This window comes from Herbaspirillum sp. Her4 (genome assembly GCF_057961335.1).
Window position 1 is genome coordinate 5,580,607 of the sequence record NZ_CM176330.1, and the last position, 13,369, is coordinate 5,593,975.

Here is a 13,369-nt window from a genome sequence, read left to right on the forward strand (position 1 = left end):
TGAATTCCTGATTCTTGAGATGGCGTCAAGGGCGGCACGCGTAGATGCGCGTGCCGCTGCCTCAACGCGCCGGCAGCAGCGCCATCACGTTGACCGGCTTGCCGTTGCGGCGGATTTCGAAATACAGCTTGACCTTGTTGGTATCGCTGTTGCCCATGGTGGCGATCTGCTGGCCGCGCGTGACCATCTGGCCTTCCTTGACCGTGATCGTCGCATTGTGCGCATACACCGACAGCAGCTGCGGCGTGTGCTTGATGATCACCATGTTGCCGTAGCCGCGAATGCCATGCCCGGCATACGTCACCTTGCCCGCTGCAGCGGCCACCACCGTCTGGCCCTGGGTACCGGTGATGTCGATGCCCTTCTTGTAGCTGTCGGCGCTGGGCGCGGACTTGCCCTGCGTCGGCCACATCCAGTCCAGCTTGGCATCGGCCGGGGCCGGGGCATCGTCATCATCTTGCGACTTGGGCGCTGGTTTGGCGGCGGGCTTGCCGGCATTCTTGCGCGGTGTACTCTCCGCACCGGAAGAGGCGGACGCACGCGGCGTCTGCCCGGCACCGGTACGGGCCACCACGCCAGCCGGCGGGCGCACCAGGATGCGCTGCCCGACTTCGAGATCATCCGGATTGCGCAGGCGGTTCCAGGTGCGCAGGTTGGCCGGGCTCTGGTCGAAATCGCGGCCGATGCTGTAGAGCGTGTCGCCGCGCTTGACGGTGTAATAGCCCTCGCTGTCGGCCGTGGAGGCGCAGCCGGACAGAAGCAGCACCGACGCCAGCGGCAAGGCCGCCAGCAGGCCCAAGAAGCGGTCAGCCTGTCCCATCAGGCCTTGCCGAACTCGTCGCCCAGCTCTTTGCTGCGATGGGCGGCGGCTTGCAGGGCCTGCACGATGGCCCCCTTCACGCCCGATTGCTCCAGGCTGGTCAGCGCGGCATAGGTGGTGCCGCCCTTGGAGGTCACGCGCTCGCGCAGCGTGGCCACGGATTCATCGGAGCGGCGCGCCAGTTCGGTGGCACCGGCGAAGGTCGCCTTGGCCAGTTGCAGGCCGTCTTCCGGCGACAGGCCCAATTGCGCTGCCGCCTGCTCCATCGCTTCGAGGAAGTAGAACACGTAGGCCGGACCGCTGCCGGAGACGGCGGTGACGGCGTCGAGCTTTTCTTCGCTGTCCAGCCACAGAGTCTCGCCCACGGCCTTGAGGATGGAATCGGCCTGGGCGCGCTGCAGGGTCGAGACCTGCGCATGCGGTACCACGCCCGAGATACCCTTGCCGATCAGGGCCGGGGTATTGGGCATGGCGCGCACGATGGCCTGGTGGCCATCCAGCCAGCGCGACAGGTCCACCATGCGGATGCCGGCGGCAATCGAGACGATCAGTTGGGCCCCGATGAAGGGCTTCAAGCTGGCCACCACCTCGCGCATCTGCTGCGGCTTGACCGCCAGCACCACCACGTCCGCGTTGGCGAGGGTGCCATCGATGGACTGCGCGGTCGTTACACCGAACTTGTCCTTGAGCGCCTGCAGCGCATCGGCATTGAGATCGACCACGTGGATGTCTTCTGCCGCCGCGACCTTGCCGGCCAGTCCGCCGATCAATGCCGCTGCCATGTTGCCGCCGCCGATGAACGCTATCTTCACTTCCGCTCCTTGTGTCTTGTGTTGAGGCTTGATGATTGGGTAAAAAACTTCACAGGGGCCAAATCGCGAGCCCCCTCACGGGCCATCACGCGTAATGCCTTGCCCCGAAGATGGCACTGCCGACCCGCACGATGGTGGCCCCTTCGGCCACCGCTGCCTCCAGGTCGGCCGACATGCCCATGGACAGAGTGTCCAACGGCAGTCCGACTGTGCGCAATTGTTCATACAGGCCGCGAACCGCCGCAAAGGCGGCGCGCTGTTGCTTCATATCGTCGCTGGGGGCCGGGATCGCCATCAGGCCACGCAGGCGCAGCCGGGGCAATTGCGCCACCTGGGCCGCGACCTCGGGCAATTCCTCCGGGGTCAGGCCGCTCTTGCTCGCTTCGGCGCTGATGTTGACCTGCAGACAAATGTTGAGTGCGCCCAGTTCCTCAGGCCGTTGTTCCGACAGGCGCTGGGCGATCTTGAGACGGTCCACCGAATGCACCCAGTCGAAGTGCTCGGCGATGGGCCGGGTCTTGTTGCTCTGGATGGGGCCGATGAAATGCCATTCCAGTGGCGTATCCGGCACCAGGGCGGGCAGCGCGGCGATCTTGTCGAGCGCTTCCTGCAAATAATTTTCGCCAAAGGCGCGCTGGCCGGCGGCCACTGCTTCGGCCACCGCCTCCGGTCCAAAGGTCTTGGAAACGGCCAGCAGTTGCACCGAGGATGGAGCCCGCCCGGCCTGGCCGGCAGCCTGGGCGATCTGTTGTTGCACGTGTTGCAAGTGTTGAGCGATTGACGACATAATCCGGGAGCCGGAAGGGGCAGCCTGCAGGGAGATAACGATATTGTTGGTCCAACCTTGCCGGGATTATAAATGGACATTGCCACCCTACTGGCATTTGCCGTCAGGAATCAGGCTTCCGATCTGCATCTTTGTGCGGGGCTACCCCCCTTGCTGCGGGTCCACGGGGCCATTCGCCGCATCAACCTGCAGCCGCTGGACGGCGCTCACCTGCAGCAATCCCTGCTGGCGGTGATGCCCGCGCCCCTGCAGCCGCACTACCGCGCCGGGACCGATTGCGACTTCGCCCTGGCGCTGCCGGGACTGGGCCGCTTCCGCATCCACGCCTTCCACCAGCAACGCGGCCCGGCCGCCGCCATCCGCCCGCTGGGCCAGCAGCCGCCGGCATTGGCCGAACTGCACGCACCGCCCGCCTGTGCCGAACTGGCCACCCGCCCGCATGGCCTGGTGCTGGTGAGCGGGCCGACCGGGTCGGGCAAGAGCAGCACGCTGGCGGCCATGGTCAGGCTCATCAATGAGACGCGCCCGGTCCACATCCTCACCCTCGAAGATCCATACTTTTTGCTTTGTGATATAACTTGTCCATAGCTTTAAGATCCTTATGAAATAAGGATATTTCACAATGGACAATATGAATAATTATCACCCCCTCATCCGTTTCATTCCCGCATCCAAAGACATGCCAAGATGCAACATTGATGACGAAGTGGCATCAGCATTCCACGATTGCGCAGAACGCCTAGACCCCAATAGACATCTAGACTGCGAGGTTGTACTTCGACTTCTAGACTGCTTTTTGCAGGTGACAGGAAGTGGTCAACTCTCGCTTGCGCGACTCCAGACACCAGATTTCGCGCGCATCTATGTTTTGTTCGCAGGAGCCCTCTATTCGGAGCGATTCTTAAGCGTACGAATCAGCCGAAGTACGGCTATTTTTCGGATCTTCGAACGGTATGTTGGCGCGCTACGAGAACAATATCCGACGATTCCAACGGTGAAAATAAAGAGAACATATCGTGCCCCACTTACTCAGTCCCTCATCGAGTGTGTTGCGAAATTTGAAGAAATAGAGTGGGTTGAGGAAAGGGCGTATGTTTGGCATGGATGGGCGGCGCAGAATGGAAACGGCCGTCTCTCATTTTTTCAATTTCACCCCATATATCTTAGACTTGGACGCGAGTTCACGGATCAGTTGCATTCGGCCTACCGACTTTTTGTCAACGGACGTCGTGACAGCCCTCCGCTCTTGGTTAAGGAACTCGCTCGTTTTATCTCAACCTACGAAGGCGAACTTACCCCTGCTCACTTCAAGTCTCCTAGTTTCATGACGGAATTTTGGAGGAAATTTGCACTGTTTTTTGTCAGTGAAGTTGCCGAAAAGGGCCAAAGCGTCGTAGTTGCCATTTCCACCTGGCGTCGCCGATTTGTTTCATTCGCGAAAAACTATTTGGAAGCCCCTGGGATTGTTGCCCGCACTTTGGGTGATTTTCCCTGCCCCCCAAAGCGACATCCCGTCCCCGCCCATACACATATCAAAATAGATCCATCTGGCGCGGAAGTTAAAACAAAGCTACTAACCCCGGTCCCATTGCATGTGACGGATACACAAGCCATGGAGATTCTGTTCCAGAGAATCGAAAAGGACCTCAACACTGTCATTCAATGGGCAAGGCACGAAATATCGGACATATGGGCTAGATACACCAACAGAATCCAACTTGCCAAGTTAGGTACTGCCAGAACGATCAATCTGGACAAGCGATACAAGATAGTTGAAAGCGAGGAATCTCTTGTTGCGCTGGAGAATCCAATGCACTTAGCCAATGCTTGCGCCACTTTTGAGAAGCATGGGTACCTTCACATCGACGATATAGCCGCTCTACATCGCATCTATCCGCTAGGCTCATCCGAAATGGCCCGACTATTTGCGCTACCAACGACAATAGCGCTTTTCCCGCATTGCGCTCTCTTGACGGCCTTGCACCCCAAAATAACATCGAGCTTTCTGGAGAGGCTCGAGCTGTATTCGCCATCAGGACAAATGATTGGTCATGAACACACCAACGACACGCATTATCTAGTCTCCGTCAAGCCGAGAATTCGTGATGACACTCTCAAAGAACAACGAATAGAACTTACTGCAGAGAGCAATGAGGTCGTCCGACAAATTATCGAATTGACCATGCCACTTAGAACATATTTAAAGAAAAAGGGAAAAGATGAATGGCGCTTTCTTCTCCTGAGCTGCGGAGAGGGATTTGGACGGCCATGCTCAGTACCTCCCTTGAGTGCCTACGCTAGCAGGCCTGAGCGCCATGAACCATTACTCGACAGCTTCATGACATCAACCGGTGCAAGTCGCGAATATGCAAACGAACTATTAGAGCACTTCTCTGTAGCCAAAGTACGAGCGAGCTCTGGATTGTTAGTTTTTTTGAGAACTGGGGACATGCGGAAGATGGCGGAAGCATTAGGCCACAAAAAACTGTCCCCCAACCTGCTCGATCATTATCTTCCTCGCCCTATCCGAGACTTTTTTCAAGAACGATGGATCAGAGTATTTCAACAAGCGTTGGTCGTTGAGGCGCTACAAGACAGCGAATATGTTCTGAAGGCCACACGCTTTTCAAACATGAATGAACTCAATGAATTCCTTTCCAACCATGCTCTAAATATGCGCGGACACAGCACCACGCGCAAAGCAAGTCGAATCACTACACCAACCGCTGATGAAGTAATCATCAGCGTTAATACAGCGATTCTTACCGCCCTAGTCAGTCTCGAATCCGCAGTTTCTGCCGCAGTACGGCCCCCAAATCTGCTTGCTGAATACTGGGCGAATGTCACTCGAAGGCTTGTTGCCTTCATTGAGAGCAAGGAATGCCATCGCTCAGACCTTAGAGACTTTCTTTCGCGCGCAAGGGCCGCAGCAAGTCCCGACACTTTCTGCAAAATCATCCATGAGTAAATACTCGCGCACCAAATCCCCCGTTGACGACGAACTACAAAAATGGCTATCGGGGACAACTACCATCGACTATAAGCGACCATATTGGCTTACATCGGAGTTTGATGCTCCGCTGTGGGAACTTGCCTTAGGCAGTAAGAAGATTGCACTGGACTGGAACGTCCCCCTAGAAGATGGCAGTCGACTGACCGATTCAAAAAATCACTCGCTACTTGAGCTATTCAAACTCTGGATGTGCATCCAAGGTCACACCTCTCTGACTGGCGGAAGCATATATTCTCGGGGCACTATTGCTAAGAAAGTGGGACGTGTCGGCCGAATCATAGATTATTTTTTAATTAGGACAGAGTACTTTCAGCTTGGCCAGCACGGCCTTTCACTAGTCACGAGCTCCGACGTCCGTACACTTTACGTCACCCTTGCCTCCTCATGCGAAACCTCAGAGTCAATTTATGACTTCAATGAAACCCTACGCAAATACCTTCTTGAGGAAGGTCGAAAACTTTCCGCCGATCAGATAAATCAAGCGATTTCCGATCAACCGTTAGTTGAGGAACTTTGTGTTCCAGCCAGCGACCGGCTTCTCTTTCCGGACGATAATGAGTTGATCAGCGCTCGATGCTACTTACAAGTAAGTGGCCATTACCACCCCCATACCCAACAGAGGTTCATAGCATTCAGGAATTTCAAACGCCTAATACAAAAGCTCTATCCGAACGCACTTTGGGCCACCCGCTCGATAAACTCACGCCCCGACGAACTGTGGCTCTTGGCCTCGAATTGCTATTTCCGCGAATATGCTGGAGTCCCCGTTGCTACGTATGATCGAGAGCTACCGTCCTCGCAAACTGTCGACTATTGGAGAGATACTGTCTTCTCCCTGCTCCCGCTCTCCGAACTCGGCCATCAAGTGCCTCGCGAGCCTATCTCGGAAGGATGGCAATCAGGTGCAATCAAGCATCTGAACCTCGGGTCACCAGGTCGCTTCCGAACCTTGCCAGCTGAGTGGTACCTTGACTCCTTGCGAGAGTCTATTGAATTCACCCTAGCCTACGGTGAAGATCTCTTGAATAGCTACGTCAACCTCGTCTCTACCGCAATTAAGAGTGGCCTCAGCCTTCTCAAATTTGTTCAGCAGCATGGAATTGAAGCGCACCTAACACCCAAGCTCAGGGAATTGGGAGTCAAGGTCTGGGATGTTGGAAGTAGTGAGGGGCTAATTCGTCCACCGTTTTCGAAGGCGGGAGACTTTCCATCTGGATCAAAAAGTGCGTATTTTGAGCGTGTTCGGAAAAACGAGGGATTGTATGAATTGATACAAGTTTTGTATGGATGTATTGAGATTTGCGTCGGTCTCCTATGTGCGAGGCGAATTTCTGAGCTTTTGAATCTGTTACCTGGGCTGGCGTTAGATAAGACACGGCAGAACTTGGTTTTTGGCAATATGAAAACCGGCGCCGATGGAATGCGAGAAATGACCGCACGGCCGGCACCTCCCATCGTCGATACGATGATAGGAATGCTAGAGCGATTCCAGGAAGAGTTACGTAAGCATGGCGTATATGAATCCACCCGACCACTCTTCGCCCGACCAAGCCGATTTAACTTCGAATTTGACCACTCCCCACGTACATATGTAGACGCTACAGATCTGTTCTGCGACTACTTCGAAGCACCCCTTGATGAAGAAGGCCGAAGATACTACATTCGGCAACATCAATTACGCCGCGGCTTTCCCATGCTCTTCTTCTGGCATCGCTCATATAAGGGGCTCGACACATTGACTTGGTTCCTTGGACAAAGCGATTCTGAGCAGATATACAGATATGTCCTCGATTCCACGCCAGGGGACGTACTTAAATGGAGCAAAGCAAAATACGGTGCTCAGATGCTGCAAGAGGATCCTTCTTACAGCGAAGATCTAGCTGACCTTATCGAAGAACATTTTGGCACAAGAAATTTTTCTGTTCTCGATTTTGAAGAGCTTGAGGAATACATTCACGATCTCATCGAAGATAGCACAGTTACCATTGAACCCCAGTTTTTCAGAACATCCGAAGGCACTGACTTTAATGTAATAACACACGTAAAAAGGATAGAAAAATGAGGACGGATTCACGCCTGCTAAAAAATACCAAGTCTATAAAAAAATTAAAACAATTTCTTGATTCTGTTTCTGAGAATCCTCAAAAGTATGCGCACGACGACAGAGTTATTAGCGCCCTTTCCTCTCAAGGAGCTCTGTCTAAATTATGTATAGCTGAGGAAGGAATCTTCTCTACATCGACCAACACACTAAAACGGATATCTGACAGCGAAATCGAGGGCGGATTTTCCACATTGGATGCTTTAAGAATTAGCGCAAAACGAGCAATTAGTGAATTAAAGGAGACTACCAAAATTCAGAGGCGGAATACACGAGAACAACTAGCTGAAGAGAAATCGAAACTTTTAGAAAAACTCCAACAAAGCCAACAAGATTGTTGGCGACTAACGGTCGCATTCAATAAAGCCATGAATCAAGGCCGTAGGTATGCATATAGCAGTGGCGACAAAACCATCATCGCGCTCTGTCTAAAAGAACAAAAGGAATTGAAGGCAATGTTCTCTCTCGTGACTCGCCCGGAAAAATAGGAAATCATGTCCACTAAATCTTTTCCAAAACTCTATTCTTTGACCGACTCGGAGTTCAAAGCGTACTCCTCGCTAACACATGATGGAAAAATTCTAACGACGCCAGCAGATAACATTCCTATGATTTTCTGGCCGGATGGCAGATGGTGCTTGGAGGCTAATTTATATATGGCCAAACTTTTTGATGCGGGCTTATCCAGAGATGAACGTGGTGGCACTTTACATACTTATGCAACTCAAATTAGTCACCTGCTCCGGTTCTGTTTCGGTCTTAAAAGCAAGAAGCCATATTTTTCGAGTGAAAGCAGCTTCTCCGGCACCAAAATCTGCCTCCATGAATTGACAGATAATGATTTTTCGACCTTCATATCAACTTTAATCGCAGAGAAAAAAAGTGAATCCGGTGCGGCAAAACGACAATCAAATTCGAATATCAATATCGGCCGACGCTGTCTGGAATTCCTGGAGTTCGTGGGAGAATTCCATCGTATAGAAAATTTTATTGGCCCTGGCGGGCAGATAGTAGCCGAGAAAAAAGTTACACACATACGCACTGCAGGCAAGATAGCTATTCGCAGCCGGTTTTATTGGCATCACCGCGCACTCCCTGTAGCAGGCCCGATGAAGCGAAGGCTACCTATTTCGGCTGACGCAATCGATAGTCTTCACCAAGTCGTTTATAAAGTTAGCTCAACAACCTATCTGAGAAAGCGCCGATACTTGATGCTTACGTTACTCGAAGCAACAGGTGGCCGTCGTTCAGAAATCGCTTCGCTTACGATTGAAAGCGTACAAAAAGCAGCCTCTATGGAACAACCTTTTCTTGAACTTCCAACCAAAAAGAAAGGCGCATCCGCACCACCAACAAGATTCGTACCTATTCAACGGAGCGTATTCAACCAAATTGTAGAGTTTGTTGAAAAAAATCGGAAACCACTGATGCGCCGCCTCGGAAAGACGCGAGATGATCCCGGTGTAGTTCTAGTCAGTGAAACAGACGGATCTCGTTTAACGGCAAACACGATAACAACAGAGATTTACCTATTGCGCAAAGCAGCTGGGCTCGTAGGCCGCGCTCATCCGCACATGTTCAGGCACACATTCATTACGCGCCTGTTCAAAGCGCTCGTAGAACAGCACAACTTTGGAAGAACAGAAGAATTACGTAATTATCTTTTCGACGGAGAGAAATTGAAAAGAGAGATCGCGGAATGGACTGGCCATAGCAATCTGCAATCTCTTGAAATCTATCTCCACTTGGCATTTGAAGGAACGAGCGACCATTCCTCCGCGATCGACACATTAGTGGCAGCAAGTGTCATAAAGAATGTGCTGCGCTCTATTTCCGAGATTCAAGAAGAATTAAAAAAGATTACGACCAAATCAACATTAAACAATTGTATTCAGTCGTTTAGTTCTCTGTTGAACAGCGCATGTAGCGACCTAGAAGCGATACGCAGTGGAGATCGATAATATGGGCTTTTTATCTGATACTACTCCGCTATTGGTTCGGTGGCGCAGGTTGACGTGGGGAGCAAGCTGGTGGAAGAAGCCGGGAGCACCATGGTCGAAGTGGTCAACAGCGTGCGCCGCGTGACGGATATTGTCGCTGAGATCAGCTCTGCCAGCCAAGAGCAGAGTCAAGGTATTGAGCAGGTCAACATCGCAATCTCTCAGATGGACGAAGTGACCCAACAGAACGCCGCACTGGTGGAAGAAGCGGCCGCCGCCGCCCAGTCGCTTCAAGAGCAGGCAGAGAAGTTGACCGGCACGGTAAGCGTGTTCAAACTCAACCGCGACGATACACCTACCATGCCACGACAAGCACCCGCAGCTCGCTTGATGGCAATCGTGACCGATCGAGCCCCAGCATCAAACAAGATTCACGCGACGGCGGCTGCGCATAAAGTAGATTCGACGGCCAAGTCGACTATCAAATCAGTTGCTAGGAAGACACTTCACGCCGACTCCCATGACAGCGGTAGCTGGGAGCAATTTTAGGTGAAGATGTCATGATTCAGCGGCCGCCCTCGATCTTCTTGTAACTAGCTTACATGCCACTGAGAAGTTGCCGCGCACCGAGTCGATGCGACATTGGAAGTTGAAAGTTCAAAATGAGATTAACTTATTCTGAACGGTAAATCACGGACAAATCCTGTCTAGGATTTGACGCGAAAACACCCGCGCAATGCGGGCGTTTTGGTTACTTTGCAGGTAATTCAACAATGAAAGTGACGATATTGTGTTCGCATTCAACGCGGATTTGCCCTTTGTGACCCTTCACGATCTCGCCAACAATATAAAGTCCAAGACCTAGTCCGCGACTGTTGCGACGATTTCCTAAAGAAGTTTTTTTATAGGGCTTGAATAAATCCCGGCGGAGGGCTTCCGGAATTGGCGCGCCATAATTGGAAACGGAAATGATAAGCGTCGGTCCGCGACGAAATGCCATCAGAGTTGATGGCTTACCTGGCTCACCATGATGACGGCTGTTGGAGAGGAGGTTAGAAATCACCTGGCTTATCCGGTCGCCATCAATTTCGACGTCTCCGCAATCTTCGGCCTCGAGGATGATCTCGTTGTCAGGATAGGCCACTCGTGCTTCGCTAACTATCTCGCTTGTCATCCTGCGTACATCCAACGGTGCGCGATGAATCTGTAACCCCAAGCCACTTTGTAGCCGACTTAGATCGAGAATCTGTGAAATTAGCCGATGCATTCGACTGGATGATGCGGAGATTCGCTGGCTCAGCTTGGAAGAAACGCCACTGCCTTCACGTACTTCCATCATACGAGCCGCCATCATAATAGCTTGCAGCGGATCACGGAGATCGTGCCCGAGAGTAGCTAGAAGATTTTCGCGTGCGCGCTTCAGCATGTTTTCATTGGATAGAGCCACCTCTTGCAAAGCCAAGCGTAGATTTAGTGCCGCCTCTAATTGAATCTGCGTCCATTGCAAACTCTTGTCCGACTTTATCTCTTGCGGAATTGCGAAGGAGCTTTTAGGTGATGAGTGCGGTAACAATCGATTTTTATAAAAAATCTTTTCAGAATCATTGCTCCAAAGTTGTTCCATCTCCCGAGCATTCCGGAACCAAAAGACGAAACCATTTCGTTCGCGATAGAAACGTACCGCTAGCATGCCGCGTACGTTCTCAAAACGTTCCTTGAGCGAGGGCACGGCGGCCGCAATATCAGAGGTATAGAAGACGTCTCCTGGATTCTTTTCGTTAAACCAATTGATAAGAGAATTGATATCTTCTTGCGCTGGTGACCGTCCTAGAGTTTGCGTTTTGCGGTCTAATGAAATTGCACCGCCAGAGCTATTTACGAGGGAGAGTAAAGATTCGCCTTCCGCCCCCAATGCGGATACGATGTCTTCGTGCTCCATGGCATGAGCAACGATTCGGCTCGTAATCGCCATATTGCGCTCCGTCGCTTGTGCTCGCTCAATGTTGAGATTGCGTTCCACCATGGTACTCACAAATTGGGCGATTAACTGACATGACATCCGCATAGGATGAGGAGCCAGGCGGGGTTTTATGTGATAGCAGGAAATGAGGCCCCACAGGTGTTCACCGCAGACGATGGGAAAACTCATTGAGGCATTTACCCCCAATTTGACCAGATAATCCAATTCTTTCGGAGAGGCGCAGCGCAGAAAGCTCACGCTCAGATCCAATGGCATCTCGCCAGTCACAGAGCGGGGGGGCTCTAGCGGAACTGCCGGAGAATTGATGTCGGCAATTACACTTACCGAATTGACTGCTTGCATGTAGAGAGCTTGCCTGGGAGGATTCATCGCTGCATGGCCTGTAGCTGAAAGAGGCTGGAGGTCCTCTCGTCGATACTCAGCAATTACTTCGCTACTGCCATCATCAATGAAGCGATATGCCACGACCCGGTCAAAACCGGTGATGAGTGCCATCTCAGTGACTACGCATGTAATCAGATCGTCGATGCTTTGCTTTCGTTGAAGGCGTTTGAAGGAATTATGCGCCGCTAACGCAAGTGTTTCTAGGGATATCGATTCAGCAGGACGATGTTCAAACTCAGCGAAGAGCAGGCCGCCTGCTTTGTGCATGACGAGATCGAACACTCCGGTTGGAAGTGTGACCACTAGAGATTCCACGTAACCGCTGCGGTCCCTCAATGCCAGTTGAACAGATGCGCAAATTGGAGTTCCTAAATGCTGCTCCGTAAGGATTTCCCCAATTTGCGGAAGTACTCCGAGATATGCTTCAGCGTTGGCGCTGCGCGAGACTAAGGCACCTTCCTCATTTAGACACAGTAGCGCCCCGTGACTCTGAATTGAATGAGCGCAGTAGAAATGCTCCTCTTCATAGTCGACGTGGTCGATAGGCCGTTGAAGCCCTTGGAAAAGTGCGTTATTCACGGTCAACTTTCGACTGGTTTGGCGCGCGATTAAAAGTGAAAAAATTCCTATGGGCAAGGCGAATCATAGATACGGGTGCGTACTCACACTAAAAAGGTTAGGGAAGTGCTGGATATTCGCCCTCCCGCCAGCACCATCAGAGTTATTCATTTTTATTGTGTATCTTGAATTTTCTGACTAAGCGCTATCTCAGGAAATCAGGAAAATCCTGACAAGTCAACAACTTATTGCAGAGCTCCCTTTACGAAAGTCGGCGGTTAAGCCCGAAAGATCGCTGCCTTGAGGTGTCAACTCTTGATTTGTCCTTACTTGTACATGAAAGCGATGACTCCGCTTCGCAATTCTCAAACGACTCAGGCTCAATAAGGGTTCGCGAGGCGATGAAATTTGTAATTGCGAAGCAAAAACCGGGCTAAGTGTTCGATATAATTGAAGATCGCGCCGGACTTGTAATCAGGTGCTGCAACTAAAAAACGCCCGTGATCAGCGGGCGTTTTTGTTGGATGGGCGATTTCTGCTTCTGGCCGATCGCCGCTGTCTGTTCTTTCAGTTGCCGCAATTCTTTGCGAACCGAAGAATTTTCAGTGTTTACTGAAAAGTCTCCTGAACGGCTGGAGACGGATTAACACACGCCAGTTGATCGCTCTGGATTCCTGCAATCATCTCATCAAGTTTAACAGCGCCAGTCGCGTCTAATCGTTGAAGCAGTATCGTTATGATGTATCGAATAGCGGCGGCGTTGCTATCTGGCTCTTCCTTTTCCATGGCAGCTCCCTTCCAAAATGCGCAGTATATAAGATGAGGTCCGCTGGCCGATTGCGGACACGATGCGAGGCACTCTGTCACCGCCCGCCGCGCCTGGCAAAAGTGGGTTATCGGACAGACGCCGGTCTAATGAAATCAAGTACTTACAGACACGTATCGACCGAACCAATAACCCGCCCGCCCTGCC

The 13,369-nt window shown here is 52.0% G+C and carries 10 protein-coding genes and 1 pseudogene; 6 read left to right on the plus strand and 5 right to left on the minus strand.

Going from position 1 to position 13,369, the window contains the following annotated elements; genetic code table 11:
- Positions 1-61: 61 nt before the first annotated feature.
- From ACWFUC_RS25230 to ACWFUC_RS25240, 3 genes are all read right to left on the minus strand, one after another.
- Positions 62-820, minus strand: a complete 759-nt coding sequence (locus ACWFUC_RS25230; protein WP_489623728.1) for a peptidoglycan DD-metalloendopeptidase family protein — start codon at positions 818-820, stop codon at positions 62-64.
- Entirely contained in the window at positions 820-1,632 is an 813-nt protein-coding gene (gene proC / locus ACWFUC_RS25235; protein WP_121043767.1) for a pyrroline-5-carboxylate reductase, read from the minus strand. Before proC ends, ACWFUC_RS25230 begins: the two co-directional genes overlap by 1 nt.
- Positions 1,633-1,717: 85 nt before the next feature.
- Positions 1,718-2,419 (minus strand): YggS family pyridoxal phosphate-dependent enzyme, encoded by a 702-nt coding sequence (locus ACWFUC_RS25240; RefSeq protein ID WP_489623729.1) that lies wholly within the window; start codon positions 2,417-2,419, stop codon positions 1,718-1,720.
- A gap of 72 nt (positions 2,420-2,491) precedes the next feature.
- On the opposite strand from ACWFUC_RS25240, the gene ACWFUC_RS25245 reads away from it, so the two are divergent.
- The 6 genes and pseudogenes from ACWFUC_RS25245 to ACWFUC_RS25270 all read left to right on the plus strand — a co-directional run.
- On the plus strand, positions 2,492-3,007 hold the full coding sequence (locus ACWFUC_RS25245) for a type IV pilus twitching motility protein PilT (RefSeq protein ID WP_489637395.1): 516 nt from the start codon (positions 2,492-2,494) through the stop codon (positions 3,005-3,007).
- Positions 3,008-3,041: 34 nt separating this feature from the next.
- On the plus strand, positions 3,042-5,387 hold the full coding sequence (locus tag ACWFUC_RS25250; RefSeq protein ID WP_489637396.1) for a hypothetical protein: 2,346 nt from the start codon (positions 3,042-3,044) through the stop codon (positions 5,385-5,387).
- Entirely contained in the window at positions 5,380-7,494 is a 2,115-nt protein-coding gene (locus ACWFUC_RS25255) for a hypothetical protein (protein ID WP_489637397.1), read from the plus strand. The genes ACWFUC_RS25250 and ACWFUC_RS25255 overlap by 8 nt, the downstream gene beginning before the upstream one ends.
- Positions 7,491-8,021, plus strand: coding sequence for a hypothetical protein (locus ACWFUC_RS25260; RefSeq protein ID WP_489637398.1), 531 nt, complete (start codon positions 7,491-7,493; stop codon positions 8,019-8,021). Before ACWFUC_RS25255 ends, ACWFUC_RS25260 begins: the two co-directional genes overlap by 4 nt.
- 6 nt (positions 8,022-8,027) lie before the next feature.
- Positions 8,028-9,494, plus strand: coding sequence for a tyrosine-type recombinase/integrase (locus ACWFUC_RS25265; RefSeq protein ID WP_489637399.1), 1,467 nt, complete (start codon positions 8,028-8,030; stop codon positions 9,492-9,494).
- Positions 9,495-9,530: 36 nt separating this feature from the next.
- Positions 9,531-10,022 (plus strand): annotated as a pseudogene (locus ACWFUC_RS25270) (methyl-accepting chemotaxis protein); the annotation flags it as partial.
- 202 nt (positions 10,023-10,224) lie between these two features.
- Here ACWFUC_RS25270 and ACWFUC_RS25275 read toward each other — a convergent pair.
- Together ACWFUC_RS25275 and ACWFUC_RS25280 are read right to left on the minus strand one after the other, a co-directional pair.
- Complete coding sequence (locus ACWFUC_RS25275) at positions 10,225-12,417, minus strand: ATP-binding protein (RefSeq protein ID WP_489637400.1); 2,193 nt, start codon at positions 12,415-12,417, stop codon at positions 10,225-10,227.
- A gap of 588 nt (positions 12,418-13,005) precedes the next feature.
- A complete protein-coding gene (locus tag ACWFUC_RS25280; protein ID WP_489637401.1) occupies positions 13,006-13,182 on the minus strand; it encodes a hypothetical protein in 177 nt (58 codons plus the stop codon).
- Positions 13,183-13,369 lie beyond the last annotated feature (187 nt).